We start from the raw sequence: 23,962 nt of genomic DNA, 5'->3' as shown, positions 1-23,962 counted from the left end.
CGGAGGCGGCGGTCCCCGTGCCGCCCGCCCCGGCCGCCCAGCACTGCCCCTGCCGGCCGACTGACGGCGACCTCCCGGCAACCTCTCCGCCACCCGCGGCCCCTAGCCTGCCGAACGCCATGACCACAGCACACGACGACCGCGTCTCCCACGGCACCGCGTCCGACGTCCTCCCCCCGCCCCCGGCGCCTCCGCCACCCCGTGCGCCGGCGGACGTCGAGGAGGTCGCGCGGCTCGCTCCGGACCACTGGATCGGCTCGGTCGACCCGGGCTGGCGCACCGGGGGCCCGCCACCGGCCTCGGCGGTGGCGGGGCGCTGGCGCTCGGGGCTCGACGGCACGGTCGAGGAGTGGGAGGGCAACGACGCCTACCGTCCCTCTCCCGAGGCTCTCGGCTGGCCGGCCCCGACCGATCCCGTCGACGCCGCGCTGCACCTCGCGGTCACGGGCTACGGCCCCCTCGACGCCGTGGTCCACGCGCTCGCGGAGGCCCGGCTGATGGTGCTCACCCTGCCGGACGGTTCCCCGGTGGCGGCGACGGCGGCGGACGGCGGCCCGGTGGTCCCCGCCTATACCGCGCCCCAGCACCTGGACGCCGCCGGCGTCTTCGCCTTCGTCCGTCTGTCCGTGCCCGGCCTGCTGTCCCGGCTGCCCCCGGACCACCGGCTGTACCTGAACCCGACCTCCCCGGCGGGCACCGTCCTCGACCTCGACCACGAGACCCTGACGACGGCGCTGAAGAGGGCGCTGACGGCCGCCGCCCCCGCGTCCCCGGCCGCCCCGGACCCCGGCCCGGCTCCGCGGCGCGTGGAAACGGTCGCCGAGTCGGTGCCCGGGTTCCCCGCACGGGCGGCCGAGCCGGGACGGCCGTAACCGGCACACGGTCCGGCGGGCCACGGTCCGGCGGGCCACGGTCCGGCGGGCCACTGACCGGCCGGCCACCGCGGGCCGCTCACGTATCGTGACGCGCATGCAGTCCTACACGATCGGCCAGGCGGCACGGCTGCTCGGCGTCAGTCCCGACACCGCGCGCCGCTGGGCGGACGCGGGCCGGGTGGCCACCCACCGGGACGAGGCCGGGCGGCGGCTCGTCGACGGCCGGGACCTGGCGGCCTTCTCGGTCGAGCTGGCCAAGTCCGGCGGCGGCGAGGAAGACACCTCGTACACCTCCGTCCGCAACGCCTTCCCCGGCATCGTCACCGCCGTGAAGCTCGGCGACGTCGCCGCGCAGGTCGAGATCCAGGCGGGTCCGCACCGGCTGGTGTCGCTGCTGACCCGTGAGGCCGTGGAGGAACTGGGACTGGAGGTCGGCATGGAGGCCACCGCCCGCGTGAAGTCGACCAACGTGCACATCGACCGCGCGTGAGCGGCACCCGACGCGCTCGCTGACGCATCTGCCACCTTCATAGTCCACAGATCACGCTGATGCGAACCTGTCGGAGACTTCAGGCTCGCATCTGCGGCATTATCATCAGGACATCCTGCTGTCAGGAGTCCGAGGGAGTGGACCTGTGATGACCCGTGCCCGTGCCCGTACTCGTACCCGTACGCTGCCGGCGGCCGGAGCGGGCGTCGCCGCGCTGCTCGCGCTGAGCGCCTGCTCGTCGTCCGACGACTCCGCGGCGGCCACCCCGGACTCCTCCGCCTCGGACCAGCTGTCCGGCACGGTGACCGTCTTCGCCGCGGCATCGCTGAAGGAGAGCTTCACGACGCTGGGCGAGACGTTCGAGAAGGCCCACCCCGGCACGAAGGTGACGTTCAGCTTCGGCGGCAGCGACTCCCTCGCGGCGAGCATCACCGGCGGCGCCCCCGCCGATGTCTTCGCCTCGGCCAGTCCCAAGACGATGAAGATCGTCACGGACGCCGGGGACGCGGCGGGGACCCCCGTCACCTTCGTCCGCAACCAGCTGGAGATCGCCACCCTGCCGGGCAACCCCGACGGGATCGCCTCGCTGGAGGACCTCACCGACTCCGGTCTGAAGGTCGTGCTGTGCGCCGAGGAGGTGCCGTGCGGCGCCGCCGCCAGGACGGCGCTCGACGCCGGCGGTCTCGAACTGACTCCCGTCTCCTACGAGCAGGACGTCAAGGCCGCCCTGACCAAGGTCGAGCTGAAGGAGGCCGACGCGGCCGTCGTCTACAAGACCGATGTGCACGCCGCGGGTGACAAAGTGGAGGGCGTGGACTTCCCCGAATCCGCCGAGGCCGTCAACGACTATCCGATCGCCCGGCTGAAGGACGCCCGGAACAGCGCGGGCGCCGACGCGTTCATCGACCTGGTGCGGTCCGACGAAGGGCAGAAGGTGCTGGCCGAGGCCGGGTTCCTGACGTCGTGACCCCGGCCGACGAAGCGGTCCGCAGCACCCGGCGCCGGCGGGTGCGGGCCCAGGTGCGCGGCGTGCCGCTGCCGCTGCTGGTGCCGGCGGTGATCGGGCTCGCGTTCCTGATCGTGCCGCTGATCGCCCTGCTCGTACGGACGCCCTGGTCGGGTCTGCCCGAGCTGCTGACCAGCGCCGAGGTGTGGCAGGCGCTGCGGCTGTCGCTGCTGTGCGCCACGGCGGCGACGGCGGTGAGCATGGTGATCGGGGTGCCGCTGGCCTGGCTGCTGGCCCGGGTGGAGTTTCCCGGGCGCGGCCTGGTGCGGTCCCTGGTGACGCTGCCGCTGGTGCTGCCGCCGGTCGTCGGCGGTGTCGCCCTGCTGATGGCGCTCGGCCGCAACGGCATCGTCGGGTCGTGGCTGGACGACTGGTTCGGCCTCACGCTGCCGTTCACCACCACCGGCGTGGTGATCGCGGAGGCCTTCGTCGCGATGCCGTTCCTGGTCATCAGTGTCGAGGGCACCCTGCGCGCCGCCGACCCGCGCTACGAGGAGGCGGCGGCCACCCTGGGCGCCTCCCGCTTCACCGCGTTCCGCCGGGTCACGCTGCCGCTGATCGCGCCGGGCATCGCGGCCGGCGCCGTGCTGGCCTGGGCCCGGGCGCTGGGCGAGTTCGGCGCGACGATCACCTTCGCGGGCAACTTCCCCGGCCGCACCCAGACCATGCCGCTCGCCGTCTACCTGGCGCTGCAGAGCGATCCCGAGGCCGCCACCGCCCTGAGCCTGGTGCTGCTGGCCGTGTCCGTCGCGGTCCTCGCCGGGCTGCGCGACCGATGGATGACCGCCGGATGAGCCGGCAGACGTACGACACCGGTCTCGACGCTCATCTCGTCGTGGAGCGCGGTACGTTCAGGCTGGACGTGGAGCTGGCCGTCGCGCCGGGCGAGGTGGTCGCCCTGCTCGGCCCGAACGGCGCCGGGAAGACCACCGCCCTGCGCGCCCTCGCCGGGCTGACCCCGCTCACCGGCGGGCGGCTGCGGCTGGACGGCGCGGCGCTGGAGCGCACCCCGCCGGAACTGCGCCCGGTCGGCGTCGTCTTCCAGGACTACCTGCTCTTCCCGCACCTGACCGCGCTGGACAACGTGGCCTTCGGGCCGCGCTGTCAGGGCGTGGGCAAGGCCGAGGCGCGGGCGCGGGCCGCCGCGTGGCTGGAGCGGCTGGGGCTCGCGGAGCACGCCGGGGTCAAGCCCCGCCGGCTCTCCGGCGGGCAGGCGCAGCGCGTCGCCGTCGCCCGCGCGCTGGCCACCCGGCCCCGGCTGCTGCTGCTCGACGAACCCCTCGCGGCGCTGGACGCCCGTACCCGGCTGGAGGTCCGGGCCCAGCTCCGGCGCCATCTGGCGGAGTTCGAGGCCGTGGCCGTCCTCGTCACGCACGACCCGCTGGACGCGATGGTGCTGGCGGACCGGCTGGTGGTCGTCGAGCACGGGCGGGTCGTGCAGGAGGGCAGCCCGTCCGGCATCGCCCGCCGGCCCCGTACCGACTACATCGCCCAGCTGGTCGGCCTGAACCTGTACCGGGGCGAGGCCGACGGGCACACCGTCCGGCTCGCCTCCGGTCCGTCCGTCGTCACCACCGAGGAGCTGTCCGGGCCGGTCTTCGTGGCGTTCCCGCCGAGCGCGGTCACCCTGCACCGGGACCGGCCCACCGGTTCCAGCGCCCGCAACCTCTGGCACTGCGAGGTCACGGGCATGGAACCGCACGGGGACCAGATCCGGGCGGCGCTGCGCGGCGAACTGGCGCTCGCCGCGGACCTCAGCGCGGTCGCCGCGGCCGAACTCGACCTCCAGCCGGGCGCGGAGGTCTGGGCGACGGTGAAGGCGGCGCAGACCCACGCGTATCCCGACTGACCGGCCGTCGCACGCCTCATCCCGCCAGCGGGTTGGGCAGCGGCAGATAGCGGGCGGCGGCGCCGTCCGCGCCGGTCCAGCGCAGGAGGAGGTTGGTCTTGCCCGGCAGGGTGGGCGCGGTCAGCAGGGCGGGGATCTCGGGGAGGGCGTGCCGGGCCAGTTCGCGGCGGACGGCGGGCCAGGGGTCGAGGCCCGGGTGCCGTTCGGCCAGTGCCCCGGCGATCTCGGTGAGGTGATTGACGACCAGGCAGTACACCAGCCGCTCCCAGCCGGCCTCCCGGGACACCTCCGGCAGCAGCTTGACGCCCTCGGCGTCCCGGAACAGGGCCTGTACGGGCGTCCCGTGGGCGTCGACCGCGACCAGGGTGTTCTGGAGGTGGGCCTCCAGGACGACGCCGTGCTCGTGGAAGGCGGTGAGGGCCGGGGGGACCACCTGGGCGAGGTACGCCTCCCACCAGGCGTCCGGGTCGGCGGTGGCGGCGAGCGGGCTGCCCGTGAAGCCCTCGGCCAGGCCGGCGGCGAGCAACGGGGTGGCGCCGGGCAGCAGATGGCCGTGGAGTCCGTCGCGGACCAGGACGGCGAGTTCCTCGAAGGCGAAGGCGGCGGTGCGGTAGCCGGTGTCGCCCAGCCAGGCGGCGGGGCGGGCCTGCGCGGCGAAGGCGGCGCGGGCCGCGGTGTCCGTGCGGCGCAGCTTGAGCAGGTCGTGGCGCCACAGCCGGCGGATGTCGTTGGTGATGCGCACGTCGAGGCTGAACTTGAGGAACAGGTCGCTCCGCGGCACGTAGAGGGTGCGGATCGCGGCCGTGGGCCAGGCGGGGGCGGCGGTCTCGCCCAGCCGGACCAGGCGGCCGTCGGCGAAGGCCGGGGCGAGGGCGTCGGCGACCAGGGCGAGCTGCCAGGGGTGCGCGGGCAGCAGCCGGTAGCCGGGCGGGGCCTCGCCCAGGGCGTCCAGGGCCCCGGTGTCGCCCTCCTCGACGACCGCGTCCGCGCGCAGGGCGAGGAGCGTCAGCGGGAAACGGGCGTGCGCCTCGGGGGCGTAGGGCAGCCAGGCCGCGGCCGGGCCGCCGCCGCGGGCCTTGGGCGCGGGGTGGTGGGAGTGGCCGATGAGCAGGGACTGTTCGGAGCGCAGGTACGGGTCGGCGGGCGGCTCGGCGGCGGCGCGGGCGGTCAGCAGGGCGGCCACCGCGTCCCGGCTGTCGGTCATCTCGGTGGGCAGTTCGTGGTTGGGCAGGCCGGTGTGGAGGAGGAGTTCCTCGGCGACGAGTTTGACCAGTTCGGCGTGGTCGACGCGGCGCCAGCCGTCCGCCGTGCGGACCTCCGGCTCGGCGGGACGCCGCCCGCCGCGCACCCGCAGCAGCCGGCCCGTGCCCGGCAGCCGGTACGTGGGCCGGTCGCCGGGGCGCGGGCGCGGGACGGGGCCTGTACCGGGGGCGGGGTCTGTGCCGCGGCCTGCGCCGCGCCGGGAGCCCGTGCCAGGGGCACGGCCCGGCAGGCGCTCGGCCACCTCGCGCAGCAGGCAGTTGAGCAGCGGCACCGCCGCACAGGCGTCGGCAAGCGCCGCGACGTCGTCACGGGTCACGGCGTCGTCGTCGGCGGGCGGGGGCAGGGCATCCACGCGTTCCACTCGTTCCCTACGGTCTGTCATGGGCGGAGAGATCAGTATGTATGGCCTCGTCACCGCACCGTGACGCCCTGTTCGCGACCGAGTCCATGACCGAGCCCGTACCCGTCCCCACCCGCGTTCGTACCCGAGGAGCCCGACGTGCACCGTCCCCCCACCGCCGAAGCCGAGGTCGCCGAGGAACTGGCCGCCGTCCGCCCCGGGCTGCTCCCCCGGTTCACGGCCGTACTCCCGGGCGCCCGCGCGGCCGTGCTGTCCCGGCTCTGGCGTGCGCTGGCCCATGACCCGCTGCCGTGGATCGCCCGCCGCGAACCCGCCGCCGAGGGGCTCGTGCTGCGCCTGCGCGACGGCCGCCGGCTGTACGGCCCGGACGCCGACCCGTATCGCACCGACGCCTACGTCACCGCCGTACGATGCGACGAGTCCGAGTACGCCGATCCGGCGCGGCTGATGACCGCTCTCGCCGTACCCGGTTCCGAGGGGTTCGCCGCCGAACTCGGGCACAGCGTCGCCTCGCTGGCGCTGTCCCGGGCGGGGCGGGAGGCGGGTACCGGGTGGCCGGAGTGCGGCTGGGAGTGGGAGCAGCGGGTGGTCGACGGGCACCCCTTCCACCCCAACTGCCGGTCCCGGCCGGGCTTCTCGGTGGCCGAACAGCTCGCCTACGCCCCCGAGCACGGGCCGCTGGTGTCGCTGCGGCAGGTGCCGGTGCCGGCGGCGGAGTGCCTGGTGTCGGGCGGCTGGCCGGCCGGGATGCGGGACGGGGGGCGGCTGCTGCTGCCGGTGCACCCGTGGCAGGCGGCGCACGTGCTGAAGGGGCTGGGCGATCAGGCGCCGGGGCGGCTGGGCGAGGGGGTCGTGAAGGGGCTGGGCGAAGGCGGCCCCCGGCTCGACGCGCACCCGCTGATGTCCCTGCGCACCCTCGCCGTGTCCGGCGGCACGGCGCCCGGCCCGCACGTCAAGACCGCGCTGAGCGCCCGGCTGACCTCCTCGGTCCGGGACATCTCCGTCGCCTCGATCGCCGCGTCGGCGACCCTGTCGGCGTTCGGCGAGCTGCTGGCCGCGCGCTGCGAGGGGCTGCTGCACATCACCCGGACGCTGGGCGCGGCCACCGCGCACTCCCCCGACCTCGCCGCCGTGCTGCGGGAGTCGCCGGACCTGTACGGGGCGCCCGGGGAGCGGGTCGTCCCGGTGGCGGCGCTGGCGACCACCTCGCTGCCCCGGACGCCCGGCTGGACGGGACGGCTCGCCCGGCTCGCGCTGCGGGTGGGGCTGCGCGCCCTGGAACTCGGCGTGGCCCTGGAGGCGCACGGCCAGAACCTGCTGGTGGTGCTCTCCCCGGCGGGCGAACCCCGCCGGCTGGTCTACCGGGACCTGGCCGACCTCCGGGTCAGCCCGGCCCGGCTCGCCCGGCACGGCATCCGGATGCCGGACCTGCCCGCCCGCATGGTCACGGACGACGTCACGGTGCTGCGCCGCAAGCTGTTCGGGTCCCTGGTGGCGGGCGCGCTGGCCGGTACGGCGGGGAACGGGCCGGCGCTGCGGGCGGCCCTGGAGACGGCCGTACGGGACCTGCCGCGCACACCGGACCTCGCGGCGCTGTGCGAGGAGGCGCTGCCCGCGAAGGCGCTGACGCTGATGCGGCTGTCCCCGGAGCGGCCCGGCGACCAGTGGGCCGCGCTGCCCAATCCCCTCCGGATGTGAACCTGTTGGCACCCGCCCGTTTTGGATCACGGCACCCCGGGTCAATAGGATCCGCCGATGATCACAAGTAAACGGCTGGCGGCGGGTGTCTGCGCCCTGCTCGCCGCGCTGACGGCCGGGCTCGCCCTCCCGGCCCCGGCGTCCGCCGGCGAACCCACCGGCGAGGACGCGCCCCAGGTCGACCTCGTACTCGACGTCAGCGGCTCCATGCGGACCAAGGACATCGACGGCGGGACCCGGATGGCCGCGGCGAAGCAGGCGTTCAACGAGGTCCTCGACGCGACCCCCGAAGAGGTGCGCCTCGGCATCCGGACCCTCGGCGCGGACTATCCGGGCGACGACCAGAAGACGGGCTGCAAGGACACCGCCCAGCTCTATCCGGTCGGTCCGCTGGACCGCACGGAGGCCAAGACGGCGGTGGCGACGCTGACGCCGACCGGCTGGACGCCGATCGGTCCCGCGCTGCTGGCGGCGGCCGGTGACTTCGGCGACGGCACCGGGTCCAAGCGGATCGTGCTGATCAGCGACGGCGAGGACACCTGCGCGCCGCTCGACCCGTGCGAGGTGGCCCGCGAGATAGCGGCCAAGGGCATCGGGCTGACCATCGACACGCTCGGCCTGGTCCCCAACTCCACGATGCGCCGGCAGCTCAGCTGCATCGCGGAGGCGACCGGCGGGACGTACACGTCGGTCGAGCACGCCGACGAACTGACCGACAAGGTCAACCAGTTGGTGGACCGGGCGGCCGACCCGGTGGTGACGCCGGTCGCCACCGAGGGCGCGGACCGCTGCGCGGCGGCGCCGGCGCTGAAGTCGGGTCTGTACACCGACCGCGAGGAGTTCGGGCAGCAGCGCTGGTACCGCGTGGACGTGGCGCCGGGGCAGGAGCTGCGGGCCTCGGTGAGCGTGTCGGCCGACCGTGCCGTGAGCCCCTCGTACGGTGTGCTGCTGCGGGCGGTCACCGCGCACGGCCGGGAGATCGTGCGCGGCGAGGCCGCGGGCGACGGGCGTACGGACGTGATCTCGACGGGGCTGCGCTATCCCAAGGCCGAGGCCGACGAGGACGAGGACGAGAACGGAGCAGGGGAAGGGGAAGGGGCCGCCACCGAGACCGTGTGTCTCGAAGTGGCCCACTCCTTCTCGGCGGCCTCGGGGGTGAAGACCACCCCCGGTCTGCCGCTGGAGCTGACCGTCGACGTCGTGGACGGTCCGAGCCAGGCGTCCGACGTGGCCTCCTTCGGGCTCGGCCGCGGCTGGTGGCTGCTGGGCGCGCTGATCGTGGTGGGCTTCCTCGCCGGACTGGTGTGGGGCTGGGTGTCGCGCTGGCGCGTCGCCGTCTGGAGGACCAACTGATGCGGATCACAGGACTGGTGGGCGCGGCACTGCTGGCGCTCGGACTGGCCGCGGGGCCCGCGGTGGCGGACTCCTCGCCGAGTCCCTCGGCCGAGGACGACGCGCCCACCCAGGCGGGTACGTCGTTCCGTACGGCGACGGAGATCGACCAGGGGCAGCGGGCGACCGCGAGCGGCTCCGCGGGCGACTACCTGTACTGGTCGTTCCCGGCGGACGCCGGGCAGCGCCCCACGGTGAAGGCGACCGTGCAGCTGCCGGACACGCACGCGTCCCAGACCTGGCAGGTCGACGTGTACGACGGGCTGCGCCGCCGGCAGGCCTGCCAGTACGGCGCCCAGACGCGCACCGCGGCGGCGGGCACGTCCACCCTCGAACTGGCCTGTGTACTGCGCACGGTCCGGGCCTGGTCCGAGCCGTGGGCCAATGACCCGCTGCCGGGCACGTACTACGTCCGGCTGACGGCCCTGAGCCTGCCGACGTCCGACCTCGGTCTGCCGGTCGGCGCGGAGGTCCGGGCCGACGCGCGGGACATGGGCGGCGCGGCGGCGGTGGACGGCTCGCTGTCCGAGCCGCTGGTGCCGGGGATCGCGGTGACGTCCGCCCAGGACGACGAGGAGGAGTCGTCGGACTCCGCCGTGCTGTCCGCGATCGAGCCCGAGGACGGCTGGTCCTCCGGCTGGTGGTCCGACCGCTGGGTGTGGACGGGCGTGGGCGCGGTGCTGGCCGCGCTGGCGGGCATCGGCGGCTACGCCCTGACCCGCGGCTCGGGCCGGCCCCGCGGCATCCCGCCGGGCGCCTGACACCGACGACCGCAGCTTCCTGGAAGGCCCGCCCGCCCGGCGGGCCTTCGCGCGTGCGGGCAGCTCTCGCCGGTCCGGAGGGCGTCCCTACGCGGCGGCCTCCCGCAGCGCCTTCGCCAGTACGCCCTCCCCCGTCACCTCGATGCGCCCGGCCCGTACCGCGTCGGTCAGGCTCGTCTCGCCCCGGCCGACGGCGGCACAGGTGCCGGCGTCCAGGGTCAGGCGGGCGTCGGGTTCGCGGGGCGCGGGGCCCTCTCCGTAGGCCGGGCCGTCCGTGGCGCCGGCGTAGAGGTGGAAGACGCCGTCGTGGAAGTCCCCTTCCTCCAGCCGGACTTCGACGACGCCCTCGCCGTCCAGGGCGCTCAGCAGCGGCAGCGCGAACCAGTGGGCGCGCAGGGCGTCCGTGGGCCGCCGCTCGTCCATCTCGCCCGCGCCCCAGCCGCCCAGGGCCTGGAGCACGGGCAGCAACTCCCGGCCGCGTGCGGTGAGTTCGTAGACGTAGGCCGCCGCAGGCGGGGGCAGGCGGCGGCGGGTGGTCAGTCCGTCGCGTTCCATGTCCTTCAGCCGGGAGGCGAGTACGTCCGTGCTCACGCCCGGCAGGTCCGCGTGCAGGTCGGTGTAGCGGCGCGGTCCGGCCAGCAGTTCCCGGACGATCAGCAGGGTCCAGCGGTCGCCGACGACGTCGAGGGCGCGGGCGGCGGAGCAGTACTGGTCGTAGCTTCGGCGGCGAGGTGACATGCGACGCAGTGTAGACAATGTGTTGGACTTTCCAAGCGTGAACTTGGTAAAACCAAGCAACACCAGATACCGGAGGGGAAGCGGCGCATGGAGTTCCGGCAGTCGAACAAGCTCAGCGAGGTCTGCTACGAGATCCGCGGCCCGGTGATCGAGCACGCCGACGCGCTGGAGGAGGCGGGCCACAGCGTGCTGCGCCTGAACACCGGCAACCCGGCGCTGTTCGGGTTCGAGGCGCCGGAGGAGATCGTCCAGGACATGATCCGGATGCTGCCGCAGGCGCACGGCTACACCGACTCGCGCGGCGTCCTCTCCGCCCGCCGCGCCGTCGCCCAGCGCTACCAGACCCTCGGCCTGGAGGTCGGGGTGGACGACGTGTGGCTCGGCAACGGCGTCTCCGAGCTGGTGTCGATGGCCGTGCAGGCGCTGGTGGAGGACGGCGACGAGGTCCTGATCCCCGCCCCCGACTTCCCCCTGTGGACGGCGGTGACCACCCTCGCGGGCGGCAAGGCGGTGCACTACCTCTGCGACGAACAGGCCGACTGGTACCCGGACCTCGCCGACATGGAGTCGAAGATCACCGACCGCACCAAGGCGGTCGTCGTCATCAACCCCAACAACCCCACCGGCGCGGTCTACCCCCGGGAGGTCCTGGAGGGCATCCTCGACCTCGCCCGCCGGCACGGCCTGATGGTCCTCGCCGACGAGGTCTACGACCGCATCCTGTACGACGGCGAGGTCCACCACTCGACGGCGGCCCTCGCCCCCGACCTGGTGGTGCTCACCTTCTGCGGCCTGTCGAAGACGTACCGGGTGGCGGGCTTCCGCTCCGGCTGGCTGGTGGTGACGGGCCCCAAGCAGCACGCGCGCGACTACCTGGAGGGCCTGACGATGCTGGCCTCCATGCGGCTGTGCGCCAACGCGCCCGCCCAGTACGCCATCCAGGCCGCGCTGGGCGGCCGGCAGTCCATCCACGAGCTGACCGCGCCGGGCGGGCGGCTGTGCGAGCAGCGGGACGTGGCGTGGGAGAAGCTCAACGAGATCCCGGGCGTGTCGTGCGTGCAGCCCAAGGGGGCGCTGTACGCCTTCCCGCGCATCGATCCCAAGGTGCACCGCATCCACGACGACGAGAAGTTCGTCCTCGACCTGCTGCTGCGGGAGAAGATCCAGGTCGTCCAGGGCACCGGCTTCAACTGGCCGGCCCCCGACCACTTCCGCATCCTGACCCTGCCGCGCGCGGAGGACCTGGAGGCGGCGATCGGGCGGATCGGGCGGTTCCTGGACGGGTACCGGCAGTAGACCGGCCGTAGTCTTGCCGTATGGGTGATCTCTTCCTCGTACGGCACGGCGAGACCGAGTGGTCGCGGTCCGGGCGGCACACCGGGCTGACGGACGTGCCGCTGACCGAGCGCGGCCGGGAGCAGGCGCGGAGTCTGGTGCCGTTGATCCGCTCGCACCGGATCGGGGCCGCGTTCGTCAGCCCGTTCCAGCGGGCCCGCGAGACGGCCGAGCTGATCGGGCTGCACGGGGTGCGGATCGACCCGGACCTGCACGAGTGGGACTACGGCGGCTACGAGGGCATCACGACGCCGCAGATCCAGCGGGACCGGCCGGACTGGTTCCTGTTCACGGACGGGGTCGCGCCCGGGCCGCCGGACCACCCCGGGGAGACGCCGGAGCAGGTCGGGGAGCGGGCCGACCGGGTGCTGGGGAAGGTGGACGCCGCGTTGGCGGACACCGAGGGGTGCGTGGTGCTGGTGGCGCACGGGCACTTCCTGCGGGTGCTCACCGCCCGGTACCTGGGCCTGCCGGCCTCCCACGGGGCCCTGTTCCAGCTGGCGACGGGGACGCTGTGCCGGCTGGGCGCCGAGCACGGGCGGCCGGTGATCGCGGCCTGGAACGTACGGCCGGGGGCGCCCTCGTAACGTGCCGCGCCGCGAAGTTACCCGTGCGTTCCGCACGGCGGAGTGGTGACAGCGGCAACTGTGCAGGCCCCTGCGGCCCGTGGCACCGTCGGAGCAGTCAGCGGCCGATGGGAGGGAGCGGGCATGAACAAGGGCTACGCCGTGTACTGCGACGCGGACCCGTGCTTCTACGACGCCCCGCACCGCGTCGCCGCCCGGCCGGGCAGCGGCGGACGGACCCGGTACGCCCTGGCCTCGGCGCCCGTCCCGGAGGGCTGGCGGAGCAACGAGTCCGGCGACTGGCTGGCGCTGCGCCCGGCCGGCGCCGAACTGCCCGACCAGGGCTGGAAGATCCATGTCTCGGCCTGTCTGGACAACGCCGAGTCGGTCCTGGAGCGGGTGTGGCGGCACTGTGTGGCCGGGGGTACGGCCTTCAAGTTCGTGCCGAGCCGTTATCTGCTGCACCAGCGCAACGCCAAGTACGCGGACCGGGCCGGCAGCGGCAAGTTCATCACCGTGTACCCGGCCGACGAGGAGCGTTTCGAGCGGCTCGCGGGTGAGCTGTCGCGGCTGCTGGCCGGTGAGCCGGGGCCGCACATCCTCAGCGACCTGCGGCTGGGCGAGGGCCCCGTGCACGTCCGGTACGGCGGCTTCACCCGGCGCGAGTGCTACGACGCCGACGGCGAGCTGCGCCCGGCGGTGGCCGGTCCCGACGGGGTGCTCGTGCCCGATCTGCGCGGGCCCGTCTTCCGGGTGCCCGAGTGGGTGACCGTACCGGCCTTCCTGCGTCCGCACCTGGACGCCCGCGCCGCGACGACCGTGGCGGATCTCCCGTACACGATCGAGTCGGCGCTGCACTTCTCCAACGGCGGCGGCGTCTACCTCGGCCGGGACAGCCGTACCGGCGAGCGGGTCGTCCTCAAGGAGGCCCGTCCGCACGCCGGTCTTGCGGCCGACGGCGCCGACGCGGTGACCCGGCTGCACCGCGAACGGCGGGCGCTGGAGGCGCTGTCGGGGCTGGACTGCACGCCCGAGGTGCTGGACCACCTCACCGTCGGCGAGCACCACTTCCTCGTCCTGGAGTACCTGGACGGCAAGCCGCTCAACACGTTCTTCGCGCGCCGCCACCCGCTCATCGAGGCCGACCCGGGCCCGCGGCGGCTGGCCGAGTACACCGACTGGGCGCTCGACGTCCACGCCCGGGTGGAGAAGGCCGTGGCGGACGTCCACGCGCGGGGCGTGGTCTTCAACGACCTGCATCTGTTCAACATCATGGTCCGGGAGGACGGCGGGGTCGCCCTGCTGGACTTCGAGGCCGCGCACCACGTCGACGAACCCGGCCGGCAGACCGTCGCCAACCCGGCCTTCGTGGCGCCCGCCGGCCGGCGGGGCGTGGCGGTGGACCGGTACGCGCTGGCCTGTCTGCGCCTCGCCCTGTTCCTGCCGCTCACCAGCCTGTTCGCCCTGGACCGGCAGAAGGCGGCGCACCTGGCCGACCTGGTGGCGGAGCAGTTCCCGGTGGACCGGGCGTGGCTGGACGCGGCGGTCGACGAGATCACCGACGGCGCGGCGGGCGCGTCCCCGGCCCGCGGGGCGGCCGGGCCGGTGGTTCCCGTCCAGCCGGGTGACTGGCCGCGCAGCCGGGAGTCGATGGCCGCCGCGATCCACGCGTCGGCGACCTTGTCCCGTACGGACCGGCTGTTCCCCGGGGACATCGCGCAGTTCGCGACGGCGGGCGGCGGGCTGGCGTTCGGCCACGGCGCGGCGGGGGTGCTGTACGCGCTGGCCGTCAGCGGCGCGGACCGCGACGAGGACGAGGAGCAGTGGCTCCTGGACCAAACCGAGCGGCCGCCCTCGGGGATGCCGCTCGGTTTCCACGACGGACTCGCCGGGATCGCCTGGACGCTGGAGCACCTGGGCCATCGCGACCGCGCGCTCGGCCTCGCCGGGCTGCTCCTCGACCAGTCCTTCGACGCCCTCGCCCCGGACCTGTACGGCGGCACCGCCGGGCTCGGCCTGGCCCTGGACTCGCTGGCCGCCACGACCGGGGACGCCGCGCTGCGGTCCGCCGCCCTGCGCTGTGCCGACCTGACGGCCCGTGGGCTGCGGGACGGCTCGTCCGTCCGGCCGCGCGCGGGGCTGCTGCACGGCGCGACGGGCGGCGCCCTGCTCTTCCTGCGGCTGTACGAACGCACCGGGGACACCGGGCTGCTCGACCTCGCCCGGGACGCCCTGCGCCGGGACCTCGCCCGCTGCGTGCGGGGCGCGGGCGGCGCGCTCCAGGTGGACGAGGGGTGGCGCACCATGCCCTACCTGGGCGCGGGCAGCGTGGGCATCGGGATGGTGCTCGACGACTACCTGGCGCACCGCCACGACGCGGAGTTCGCGCGGGCGAGCGACGAGATCGTGGCCGCAGCGCAGGCCATGTTCTACGCCCAGCCGGGCCTGTACCGGGGCGTGGCCGGGATGGTGCTGCACCTCGCGCGCACCACGGCCACCGGGCCCGGCACCGGCCCCGGGGCGGTCCGGCGCCAGCTCGACGCGCTGTCCTGGCACGCCCTGTCGTACCGCGGCCGGCTCGCCTTCCCCGGTGAGCAGATGATGCGGCTGTCCATGGACCTGTCCACGGGGACGGCCGGCTGTCTGCTGGCCGTCGCCTCCGCGCACGGCGGCCCGCGCGCCGGGCTGCCGTTCCTCCCGCCGCCGCGCCCCCGCGCGGCGGCCCCCGACTCGGCCTCATCAGGGGTCGTGATGAAACAACGGAACCCGTTGCCGTACCAGAAGGAGCTGTCATGAACCTGTTCGAACTGCAGTCGCTGGAGACCCCCAAGGACGAGGCCATGGGCGACGTCGAGACCGGCAGCCGCGCCAGCCTGCTCCTCTGCGGCGACAGCAGCCTGAGCGTCACGACCTGTAACTGACGACGCCGCTCGGCACCGGCGCCCCGGGTTCCCGCCCGGGGCGCCGGGTTCGCGTCCGGCGGAAGGAGGCCCCTTGGGATCCGGTGGCGCGCGGCCGGGGCGGACACCAGAACTGCTGGTGCTGCTGTGCTCGGTGGGGGCGGCGGTCGCCGCGGTGGCCCAGCCCTTCGTGCTCGGCCGCACCCTCGATCTTCTGCTGCGCGGCGGTGACACGGCCCGCTGGCTGCTCCTCAGCGCCGGGCTGCTGCTCGGCGAACTGCTGCTGGACAGTCTCACCTCGCTCTGCACCGGCCGCTGCACCGCCGGCTGGACGGCAGCGGTCCGCTCCCGCGCCTTCGCCGGGCTGCTGGGCTCCGCACCCGACCGGGCCCGGGAGTTCAGCCCCGGGGACGTCGGGACCCGGCTGACCCTCAACGCCGCCGCCGCGGGGGGTGCCCCGGCCGCCCGGGCCGCGCTGGCGGCCTCGCTGGTCACGCCGGCCGGCGCGCTGGTGGCGCTGGCCCTCGTCGACGTATGGGTGGCGGCGTGCGTCCTGGCCGGGCTGCCCGCGCTGGCGCTGGTGCTGCGGGCGTTCGCGCGGGACTCCGGCGCGTCGGTCGCCGCCTACCAGCGCGTCCAGTCGGAGATCGCCACCCGGCTGCTGGAGGCCCTGGACGGCGCGACGACGATCGCCGCGGCGGGCACGGCGGCGCGGGAAAGGGAGCGGGTGCTGGCGCCGCTGCCCGAACTGGCCGCGCTGGGGCGGCGGATGTGGGTGCTGCACGGCCGGGCGCTGGGCCGCAGCGGCGTCCTGGTGCCCCTGCTGGTGCTGGCCGCCACCGCCGTCGGGGGGCTGCGCCTGGCGGCGGGCGCCCTGAGCGTGGGCGGCCTGCTCGCCGCGGGCCGGTACGCGCAGCTGGCGGCCGGCGTCGGCGGGGCCGCGTCGTTGCTGGGCGCGGTGGTACGGGGCCGCCAGGCGCGCGCCCGGACCCTGGAACTGGAACGGCTGCCCCCGCTGGCGTACGGCACGCGGCGGCTGCCGCCGGACGGACCGGGCTCGCTCGAACTGCGCGGGGTGCGGGTGGTGCGCGACGGCCGGGAGGTGCTGCGCGCCGACGGCCTGCGGGTGCCGGGCGGCGCGACGGTGGCGGTGGTCGGGCGCGGCGGGGCGGGGAAGTCCGTGCTGGTGGCCGTGGCGGGGCGGCTGACCGACCCCGACGAGGGGCAGGTGCTGCTGGACGGTGTCCCCCTGGACCGGCTGAGCCGTCAGGCGTTGCGCTCCGAGGTCGCCTTCGCCTTCGAGCGCCCGGTGCTGGGCGAGGGCACGGTCGCCGAGGCGGTCGCCGCGGGGGCGCGGCGGGCCTCGCCCGAGCAGGTGCGCGCCGCGCTGGGCGCCGCGGGCGCCGACGGCTTCGTACGCCGGCTGCCGCACGGTGACGGCACGCCGCTGACGTGGGCGCCCCTGTCCGGGGGTGAGCACCAACGCCTCGGTCTGGCGCGGGCGTTCGCGCACGCGGGACGACTGCTGATCATGGACGACGCGACGTCCAGTCTGGACACGGCCACGGAGCACGAGGTGGACCGGGCGCTGCGCCGCTCCCCGCGGCCGGGCACCCGCCTGGTCGTCGCCCACCGGCCGTCGGTCGCCGACCGGGCGGATCTGGTGATCTGGCTGGAGGAGGGCCGGGTGCGGGCCGTCGCCACCCACCGCGAACTGTGGCACACCGCCGACTACCGCGCGGTCTTCGCCGCGGGCGGCACGGGGGCCGGGCCTTCCCCGGTACGGCGCCCGGCGTCCGAGCGGGCACGGCCGTGAACCCCGTCGACGGGGGCGGCGGGATGCCCATGGCGGCGGACGGGGCGCCCGGCGGAAGCGAGGGCGAGGTGTCCGTCGCGGACGGCGAGGCACCCGCCGCGCAGGACGGCTCCGGGGCGCTGCGGCGGGTCAGGGGGCCGGCCCGGCGGTTCCTCGGCCGGCGCAAGAAGGTGCTGGCGCGGCTCGCGGCGTGGTCGGTGGTGGAGGCGGGACAGGCGTTCCTGGTGGGTTACGGGGTCGCCCACAGCGTCGATCAGGGGTTCCTCGCCGGCGACACCCGCACGGGGCTGCTGTGGCTCGCGGTCGCCCTGGTCGCCGTACTGTTCGGCGCGCCGGTGATCCGAGGCGTGTTCGCCGAGTTGGCCGGGCTGACCGAGCCGCTGCGCGACGGGCTGGTCCGGCGGGCCGTCGACCGGTCCCTGGCGCGGGCGTTGCACGGGCCGGGCGGGACCGACCGGGCCGCCGTCTCCCGGCTGACCAACCAGGTCGAGATCGCCCGGGACAGTTTCGCCGGTCTCGTCCTCACCCTGCGCTCGTTCGTCTTCACCGCCGCCGGGGCCCTGCTGGGCCTGCTGTCGCTGCATCCGGCGCTGCTGGTGGTGGTCCTGCCCCCGCTGCTGGGTGGTCTGGCCCTGTTCCTGGCGACGCTGCGGCCGATGGCGGCGGCGCAGCGCCGTGCCCTGGCGGCCGACGAGGCGCTGGGCGACCACGCGGCGCGGACCCGGGCGGCGCTGCGTGACCTCACGGCCTGCGGGACCGGCCCCGACAGCGCCCGGCACAGTGCCCGCCTGGTCGCCGACGCCGCCGCGACGGCCCGTGCCCTGGCCGGCTGGACGGCGGTGCGGACGGCGGCGCTGGGCGTCGCCGGGCATCTGCCCGTACTGGCGCTGCTGGCCGCCGTGCCCTGGCTGCGCGGCCGGGGAGTGACGGCGGGCGCGCTGCTGGGCGCGTTCACGTACCTCGTCCAGTCCCTGCTGCCCGCCCTGCACACCCTGATGACCGCCCTCGGCGCGGCGGGCGCGCGTCTGCTGGTCGTCCTAGACCGCATCACCGGCCCCGAAGCGTCGCCGGCGGGGGCGAGGGCGGGGGGCACGGGGGCGGGCGGCGCCGGGGTGGGCGGCACGGGGGTGGCAGCGGACGGCACGGCGGCAACAGCGGGCGGCACGGGCGCGGCAACGGACGGCACGGCAGCGACAGCGGACGCCACGGACGCGGCAACGAACGCCACGGCGGCGACAGCGGACGCCACGGGCGCGGCAGCGGGCGGCACGGCAGCGACAGCGGACGCCACGGGCGCGGCAGCGGGCGGCACGGCAGCGACAGCGGACGCCACGGGCGCGGCAGCGGGCGCCACGGCAGCGACAGCGGACGCCACGGGCGCGGCAGCGGGCGGCACGGACGCGGCAACGAACGGCACGGCAGCGACAGCAGGCGGCACGGGGGTGGCAGCGGGCGGCACAGGCGCGACAGCGGGCGGCACGGCGGCGTCGCCGGCGTTTCGGGGCAAGCGGCCGGAGGCGGCGGCCGTGGAGCTGCGTTCCGTCTCCCTGTCCTACGGCGTCCGTGCCGAGCCGGTCATCGACGCGCTGGACCTGCGCCTCGCCCCGGGCGAGCACCTCGCCGTCGTGGGACCCAGCGGCATCGGCAAGTCGACGCTGGTCCGCCTGATCGCGGGGACGCTCGCGCCGGACCGCGGGGAGGTGCGGGTGGCCGGACGGGCGGTGACCGGCCGCGCCGCCGCCGACCTGGCCGCCTCGCGGGCGCTGGTGCCGCAGGAGGCGTACGTCTTCTCCGGCACCGTGGGCGACAACCTCGCCTATCTGCGTCCGGACGCGAGCCGCGCCGACCTCGACGCGGCCGTCGAGGCGCTCGGCCTGCGGTCCCTGGTGAAGCGGCTGGGCGGGCTCGACGGCCCGCTGCGGCCTGCCGGACTGTCCGCCGCGGAGAAGCAGTTGATCGCGCTGGCCCGCGCGTTCCTGTCCCCCGCTCCCCTGCTGCTGCTCGACGAGGCCACCTGTCACCTCGACCCGGCGGCCGAGGCGCACGCCGAAGCGGCGCTCGCCCGACGGCCGGGAACGCTGCTGGTCGTGGCACACCGGCTGTCGTCCGCCGCGCGGGCCGACCGGGTGCTGGTCCTGGACGGCGTAGGCGCGGTGTGCGGCACGCACGCGGAGGTACTGGCCCGTTCACCGCTCTACCGGGACCTGACGGGCCACTGGAACGCAGGACCGCACCGGGAGATCTGACGGCGGCGCGTCACGTCCAGCCGGCGTTCTGCAGGATGCGGATCGCGTCGGCCCGGTTGCGGGCGCCCACCTTCCGCACCGCCGTGGCCATGTAGTTGCGTATGGTCCCCCGGGACAGGTGCAGGCAGGCCGCTATCTCGGCCATCGGCGCCCCCTGGGCGGCCAGGGACAGCACGCTCAGCTCACGGCTGGTCAGCGGCATCTCCGCGCCTTCGAGCAGGGCCACGGTGAGCGTCGTGTCGAGGAAACGTTCCCCCTTGGCCACCGTGTGCACCGCTGTGATCAGCCGCTCGGCCGGGGCGTTCTTGTCGACCAGCCCGAGCGCACCGGCGTCGAACGCCCTGCGCAGCACGCCCGGCCGTCTGGGCGTGGCCAGGACGACCAGCCGTTCCCCGCACGCCGCCCGGAACGGCGCTTCCGGCGGCCCCTGGGGCCCGCGCAGGCACTCGCCGTCCACGACGCACACGTCCCTCGGCAGCGCCTGGTGATCCGGTACGCCGACGCGCGGGGACAGGGACGACACCTCCAGCGCGCCGTCGGATCTGAGCAGTTGCACCAGCGCCGCCCCCAGCAGTTCCTCGTCGTGCACCACGAGAACGCGGACCATCTCCCACCCCTTGTCAGCGGCTGTCCGGCAGGGCAACCGACTTGACTCCTCCCGCGCCAGGAGCCATGTGCCCTGATTCGTACCGGGGGAACACCGCCCGGAAGGGTGTGCGAGGTGCATCGGAGTCATTTCGCCGTCCCCCGCGCTCGAAAGGAGGCGAAACGGAGACGCGCACGCGGACGAGATCCGGCCGGGACACCGCCGGCCGAGAGACGGCACCGGCGGGCGCGGCGGCGAACGCCCGTGCCGCGGCGGCGGGCCGTGGCGACCTGGCCACCACGGCATACGTCCCCGGACCGGCCGTCCGGTCGGGGCGGGGAGCCCGGCCGCGGCGGGCCCCTTCCGCCCTCGGCGCGGCGGCCGGAAAGCGTCTCCGGGCAATCTGGCGCGAACCCTTCGCCCGGCTGTTCGCACCGCCCGCCCAGCTGTTCGCACCGCTCACCCGGAAGGCGTACCGCGACCGGATTACCCTCGGTGCAGGAGTCGCAGGACCGGCAGGGATGCCGAGGAAGGTGCGTGCCATGACCCGGCCGCCGACCGCCGCTCAACGGCGGGTCATCGACGACGCCGATCCCGTCACCGGGCGGCTGAAGGGGACCCGGGCGCAGCTCGCCGGGCTGGTGGAGCGGGGGTTCGCCTTCCGGCACCCGCGTCCGCCGCACGACCACTTCCTGACGCCGGCCGGCCGTCGGATACGGGAGTCCGCGCGGGAGGGCGACGGTACGGCGCCGGAGGCCACCGGGGCGGTGCCGCCCGCCGCCGACGGCGTCTTCGTCGCGCGGGTCGGCGGTGAGGAGGCGGGGCCCGCCGGGCCGGAGCGGCTCCGGGAGGTGCGGGGCGCCTGGCAGGGGCTGCTGGAGCTGCGCCGGATGACCAACCCGGACGGCGCGGCGGACCGGCCCTGCGGCTGGGAGCGGACGCATCTGGTGCGGGCCGCCGCGCTCGCCCTGGAGGCGGCCGGACACCGGCCGGCGGACCCGGACACCGACGGCTACCGGGTGCGGGCCACCCCGCAGCCCGACGCGGTCGCCGTGTACGCGCCGGACGCGGGGGCGCTGCGGGCGGCGGCGGACACCCTGGAGCGGGCCGGCTGGCAGGCGGGCGAGTACACGGAACCGCGGACCAGGCTGCGTTATCTGCTGGCGTCACCGCGCCGGGTGTGACGGGCATGCACGAGCGCCCCGACCGCGGAGACCGGCGCCGTCGGGGCTGAGAACCTCAGGGCCCGTCGGCCGGCCGCGGGCCCAGGGGGATGCTTCAGGGCGCCGGCGTCGGCGCCGGCGTCGAATCCGGCTCCGTTCGGCCCGTGACCGCCCGCTCGTCCGCCGCCGGGCCGGTGTCCGCCGGCCAGTCCGGCTCACGGGGCAGGGTGACCCGTACGGTCAGGCCGCCCGCCGCGCGCGGACGGGCCGTCACCTCGCCGCCGTGGGCGCGGGCGACGGCGCGGACGATGGACAGGCCGAGCCCGGCGCCCTTGCCGGTGACCACCCGGTCGGTGCCGAGCCGGCGGAACGGCTCGAAGAGCATCGGCACCTCGAACGCCGGGACCGGGGGGCCGGTGTTGCTGACGGCCAGTTCCACCCGCTGCTCGTCGTACACCCGGCTGACGACCCGTACCCAGCCGTCGTCGCCGGCGTTGTGCCGGATGCCGTTCTCGACCAGGTTGTACACCAGCCGCTCCAGCAGCAGCGCGTCACCGTGGGCGACCGCCTCGCCGGCCCGGGCCGTCACCGTGACCCGGGCCCGGCCGGCCTCCGGGGCGGTCTGCGCCACCACGTGGGCCAGCAGGTCGGCGAGGTCCACCGGCCGGCGTTCGGCGATCTCGTTCTCGGAGCCGGCCAGCAGCAGAAGCCCGCTGATCAGGCGTTCGTGCCGGGCGTTGATCTCCAGCAGGTCCTCGCCGAGCCGCCGTACGTCTGCGGAGGCGGCCGGCCGGTGCATGGCCATCTCGACCAGGGCGCGGTTCAGGGTGAGCGGGGTGCGCAGCTCGTGCGAGGCGTTGGCGACGAAACGGCGCTGTCCGTCGAAGGAGCGGTCGAGGCGCTCGACCATCGTGTCGAAGGTGTCGGCGAGGTCCTTCACCTCGTCGCGGGGCCCGCTGAGCGCGATGCGTTCGTGCAGTCCCCGGTCGGCGGCCGGGGCGCTCGCGATGCGGCGCGCGGTGTCGGTGACGCGGTGCAGCGGGGCGAGGACGCGGCCGGCCACCACCCAGCCGAGGCCGGCCGCCGCGCAGCCGACCACGCCGAGCGCGATGCCGCCCTGGGTGAGCAGGGACGTCGTGGCCTCGGCGCGCCAGCGCTCGCGTTCGTCGTCCAGCCAGTCGTCCAGGTCGGCGCCCCGGGGCGGGGGCTCGGTGGCCTGTCCCCCGACGAAGGCGCGGTTCTGGGTGCCGCCGGGTGCGGTGGAGTTCCGCGCAGACGGCGCCGCGGTGGCCGTCTGCGGCCGGGTGGCGGTCGGTGTCAGCGACAGCACCTTCGCGGTGGTGGTGCCCAGGCGCTGGCCGAGCAGCGCGTAGGTGACGCCGAGCAGCAGGATGCCGCCGAGGAGGAACAGTCCGCCGTAGGTGAGGGTGAGGCGGGCGCGCAGGGTCAGCCGGACGGGCGGCGTCAGCGAGCGTCCGGGCCGCGGACGTGGCCGGTGGGTCACGGGATGCGGTACCCCACTCCCGTGACCGTCTCCACCACCGGCGGGCCGCCCAGCTTGCGCCGGAGTTTCAGTACGGCGAGCCGGACCGCGCCGGTGAACGGGTCGGCGTGCTCGTCCCACGCCTTCTCCAGGAGCTGTTCGGCGGAGACGGCGGCGCCGTCGGCCCGCAGCAGCTCGGCCAGCACCGCGAACTCCTTCTTCGACAGCGGGACGTAGCGGCCGTCCCGGAAGACCTCGCCGCGCGCCGGGTCCAGGGTCAGGCCCGCCCGGCGCAGCACCGGTGGGGCGGCGGGCCGCGAGCGGCGGCCGAGCGCGAGGACCCGGGCCGCGAGTTCGGGGAACGCGAAGGGCTTGGTGAGGTAGTCGTCGGCGCCGAGGCCCAGGCCGTGCACGCGGTCGGTGACCTCGGCCGCGGCGGTGAGCATCAGCACCCGGGTGGGCCGGTCGTCGGCGACGAGTTCGCGGCAGACGTCGTCGCCGTGCACGACGGGCAGGTCGCGGTCGAGGACGACGACGTCGTAGTCGACGACGCCGACGCGTTCGAGGGCGGCGGCGCCGTCGTGGGCCAGGTCCACTGCGTGCGTCTGGCCGCGCAGCCACTCGGCGATCGCGCCGGCCAGCATCGGTTCGTCCTCGACCACCAGGACCCGCATTCCCCCACGCCCTCCCCTGTCGGCACTGGGGGACAGGGTGCCGCACGAGGTGTTTCCTCCTCGTCAGGTGAAGCTGTGCGTCCGGGTGGCCGCCCGGGGGAAACACGGGGGAAACGGCCCGTCCGTTTCGCTTCCCCACAGCGCGGCGCCGTACGTCGTCGCGAGGTGAGGAGAGGACATCATGCGGACACGGAACCGACGCGCCTGGCCGGCGCTGTGGACGGCGATGCCCCTGGTGGTGGCGCTGGCCCTGACCGGCTGCGGCGGCTCGGCCGACGACGACACGGCCGTCGAGCGGGCCGCGGCCAGCCGGAACGCCGAGGACGAGAAGGCCGTGAAGTACACCCAGTGCCTGCGGGAGCACGGGCTGGACGTCGAGGACCCGGGGGAAGGCGGCGGGATCCGCATCACCGGCCGGATCAAGAAGGAGGTGATGGACAAGGCGATGGAGGCGTGCCGGGACCTCAACCCGATGCAGGGCAACGAGACGGCGAACGCCGAGGCGCAGCAGCGGATGCGGGAACAGGCCGCGTGCATGCGCCGGAACGGTGTCGAGAAGTGGCCCGACCCCGAACCCGGCAAGGGCATCCGGATCGACAAGAGCGTGACGGACGACCCCGACTTCGAGGCGGCCGAGAAGGCGTGCCAGGAGTTCGCCCCCGACGGGGCGCGCGGAGGCGGCGATGACTGATCCGGGCGGGCCCCAGGACGTGCCGCCCTCGCCGTCCGAACCCGAACCCGCACCCCCGTCTCCACCGGC

General features: G+C 75.5%; 21 protein-coding genes. 16 read left to right on the top strand and 5 right to left on the bottom strand.

The features are described 5' to 3' along the window. Nucleotides 1-119: 119 nt before the first annotated feature. From ACIQR3_RS29305 to ACIQR3_RS29285, 5 genes are all read left to right on the top strand, one after another. The gene (locus ACIQR3_RS29305; protein WP_403543647.1) at nucleotides 120-872 is read left to right on the top strand and encodes a type VII secretion system-associated protein; all 753 of its coding nucleotides are present in this window, start codon (nucleotides 120-122) and stop codon (nucleotides 870-872) included. A gap of 97 nt (nucleotides 873-969) precedes the next feature. After that, on the top strand, nucleotides 970-1,365 hold the full coding sequence (locus ACIQR3_RS29300; RefSeq protein WP_403543646.1) for a molybdopterin-binding protein: 396 nt from the start codon (nucleotides 970-972) through the stop codon (nucleotides 1,363-1,365). A 148-nt stretch (nucleotides 1,366-1,513) separates the two neighbouring features. Further along, on the top strand, nucleotides 1,514-2,332 hold the full coding sequence (gene modA, locus ACIQR3_RS29295; protein WP_403543645.1) for a molybdate ABC transporter substrate-binding protein: 819 nt from the start codon (nucleotides 1,514-1,516) through the stop codon (nucleotides 2,330-2,332). After that, nucleotides 2,329-3,165, top strand: a complete 837-nt coding sequence (modB, locus tag ACIQR3_RS29290; RefSeq protein WP_403543644.1) for a molybdate ABC transporter permease subunit — start codon at nucleotides 2,329-2,331, stop codon at nucleotides 3,163-3,165. Before modA ends, modB begins: the two co-directional genes overlap by 4 nt. Beyond that, a complete protein-coding gene (locus tag ACIQR3_RS29285) occupies nucleotides 3,162-4,220 on the top strand; it encodes an ABC transporter ATP-binding protein (protein ID WP_403543643.1) in 1,059 nt (352 codons plus the stop codon). The genes modB and ACIQR3_RS29285 overlap by 4 nt, the downstream gene beginning before the upstream one ends. Before the next feature lie 16 nt (nucleotides 4,221-4,236). Here ACIQR3_RS29285 and ACIQR3_RS29280 read toward each other — a convergent pair whose 3' ends face one another. Next, nucleotides 4,237-5,865 carry an IucA/IucC family protein gene (locus tag ACIQR3_RS29280; protein WP_403543642.1) on the bottom strand — a complete coding sequence of 543 codons (1,629 nt, stop codon included), beginning with the start codon at nucleotides 5,863-5,865 and terminating at the stop codon, nucleotides 4,237-4,239. A 117-nt stretch (nucleotides 5,866-5,982) separates the two neighbouring features. On the opposite strand from ACIQR3_RS29280, the gene ACIQR3_RS29275 reads away from it, so the two are divergent. The 3 genes from ACIQR3_RS29275 to ACIQR3_RS29265 are packed head-to-tail and all read left to right on the top strand — an operon-like array spanning nucleotide 5,983 to nucleotide 9,695. After that, a complete protein-coding gene (locus ACIQR3_RS29275; protein WP_403543641.1) occupies nucleotides 5,983-7,542 on the top strand; it encodes an IucA/IucC family protein in 1,560 nt (519 codons plus the stop codon). Between the two features lie 57 nt (nucleotides 7,543-7,599). Beyond that, complete coding sequence (locus ACIQR3_RS29270) at nucleotides 7,600-8,895, top strand: VWA domain-containing protein (RefSeq protein WP_403543640.1); 1,296 nt, start codon at nucleotides 7,600-7,602, stop codon at nucleotides 8,893-8,895. Then, the gene (locus ACIQR3_RS29265; protein WP_403543639.1) at nucleotides 8,895-9,695 is read left to right on the top strand and encodes a hypothetical protein; all 801 of its coding nucleotides are present in this window, start codon (nucleotides 8,895-8,897) and stop codon (nucleotides 9,693-9,695) included. The genes ACIQR3_RS29270 and ACIQR3_RS29265 overlap by 1 nt, the downstream gene beginning before the upstream one ends. Before the next feature lie 87 nt (nucleotides 9,696-9,782). Here ACIQR3_RS29265 and ACIQR3_RS29260 read toward each other — a convergent pair whose 3' ends face one another. Then, a complete protein-coding gene (locus ACIQR3_RS29260) occupies nucleotides 9,783-10,433 on the bottom strand; it encodes a winged helix-turn-helix transcriptional regulator (protein WP_403543638.1) in 651 nt (216 codons plus the stop codon). Nucleotides 10,434-10,520: 87 nt separating this feature from the next. On the opposite strand from ACIQR3_RS29260, the gene ACIQR3_RS29255 reads away from it, so the two are divergent. The 6 genes from ACIQR3_RS29255 to ACIQR3_RS29230 all read left to right on the top strand — a co-directional run bounded on the left by ACIQR3_RS29255 (nucleotide 10,521) and on the right by ACIQR3_RS29230 (nucleotide 19,296). Next, nucleotides 10,521-11,729, top strand: a complete 1,209-nt coding sequence (locus tag ACIQR3_RS29255) for a pyridoxal phosphate-dependent aminotransferase (protein WP_403543637.1) — start codon at nucleotides 10,521-10,523, stop codon at nucleotides 11,727-11,729. A 20-nt stretch (nucleotides 11,730-11,749) separates the two neighbouring features. Beyond that, nucleotides 11,750-12,355 carry a histidine phosphatase family protein gene (locus ACIQR3_RS29250; RefSeq protein ID WP_403543636.1) on the top strand — a complete coding sequence of 202 codons (606 nt, stop codon included), beginning with the start codon at nucleotides 11,750-11,752 and terminating at the stop codon, nucleotides 12,353-12,355. 123 nt (nucleotides 12,356-12,478) lie between these two features. Further along, the gene (lanKC, locus tag ACIQR3_RS29245) at nucleotides 12,479-15,130 is read left to right on the top strand and encodes a class III lanthionine synthetase LanKC (protein WP_403543635.1); all 2,652 of its coding nucleotides are present in this window, start codon (nucleotides 12,479-12,481) and stop codon (nucleotides 15,128-15,130) included. Beyond that, nucleotides 15,127-15,255, top strand: coding sequence for a SapB/AmfS family lanthipeptide (locus ACIQR3_RS29240; protein WP_215167632.1), 129 nt, complete (start codon nucleotides 15,127-15,129; stop codon nucleotides 15,253-15,255). The genes lanKC and ACIQR3_RS29240 overlap by 4 nt, the downstream gene beginning before the upstream one ends. Nucleotides 15,256-15,328: 73 nt before the next feature. After that, nucleotides 15,329-17,050, top strand: coding sequence for an ATP-binding cassette domain-containing protein (locus ACIQR3_RS29235; protein WP_403543634.1), 1,722 nt, complete (start codon nucleotides 15,329-15,331; stop codon nucleotides 17,048-17,050). Nucleotides 17,051-17,079: 29 nt separating this feature from the next. After that, entirely contained in the window at nucleotides 17,080-19,296 is a 2,217-nt protein-coding gene (locus ACIQR3_RS29230; RefSeq protein ID WP_403543657.1) for an ATP-binding cassette domain-containing protein, read from the top strand. A 10-nt stretch (nucleotides 19,297-19,306) separates the two neighbouring features. On the opposite strand, the gene ACIQR3_RS29225 is transcribed toward ACIQR3_RS29230, so the two are convergent. After that, nucleotides 19,307-19,903 (bottom strand): LuxR family transcriptional regulator, encoded by a 597-nt coding sequence (locus ACIQR3_RS29225; protein ID WP_403543633.1) that lies wholly within the window; start codon nucleotides 19,901-19,903, stop codon nucleotides 19,307-19,309. A 521-nt stretch (nucleotides 19,904-20,424) separates the two neighbouring features. Here ACIQR3_RS29225 and ACIQR3_RS29220 point away from each other — a divergent pair. Beyond that, entirely contained in the window at nucleotides 20,425-21,066 is a 642-nt protein-coding gene (locus ACIQR3_RS29220; RefSeq protein ID WP_403543632.1) for a hypothetical protein, read from the top strand. Nucleotides 21,067-21,160: 94 nt separating this feature from the next. Here the strand turns inward: ACIQR3_RS29220 and ACIQR3_RS29215 are convergent, their stop codons facing one another. Together ACIQR3_RS29215 and ACIQR3_RS29210 are read right to left on the bottom strand one after the other, a co-directional pair. Further along, the gene (locus tag ACIQR3_RS29215) at nucleotides 21,161-22,549 is read right to left on the bottom strand and encodes a sensor histidine kinase (protein WP_403543631.1); all 1,389 of its coding nucleotides are present in this window, start codon (nucleotides 22,547-22,549) and stop codon (nucleotides 21,161-21,163) included. Continuing rightward, nucleotides 22,546-23,202: a response regulator transcription factor gene (locus ACIQR3_RS29210; RefSeq protein ID WP_403543630.1), complete on the bottom strand. Its 657-nt coding sequence runs from the start codon at nucleotides 23,200-23,202 to the stop codon at nucleotides 22,546-22,548. Before ACIQR3_RS29210 ends, ACIQR3_RS29215 begins: the two co-directional genes overlap by 4 nt. Before the next feature lie 181 nt (nucleotides 23,203-23,383). Here ACIQR3_RS29210 and ACIQR3_RS29205 point away from each other — a divergent pair, with 181 nt between their 5' ends. After that, nucleotides 23,384-23,893 carry a hypothetical protein gene (locus tag ACIQR3_RS29205; protein ID WP_403543629.1) on the top strand — a complete coding sequence of 170 codons (510 nt, stop codon included), beginning with the start codon at nucleotides 23,384-23,386 and terminating at the stop codon, nucleotides 23,891-23,893. Nucleotides 23,894-23,962 lie beyond the last annotated feature (69 nt).

It is taken from the genome of Streptomyces sp. NPDC090994 (assembly GCF_044768905.1).
In the GTDB taxonomy this organism is placed as follows: domain Bacteria; phylum Actinomycetota; class Actinomycetes; order Streptomycetales; family Streptomycetaceae; genus Streptomyces.
Note: the sequence above shows the minus strand (reverse complement) of the source record. Positions and strands in the feature narration are given on the sequence as shown.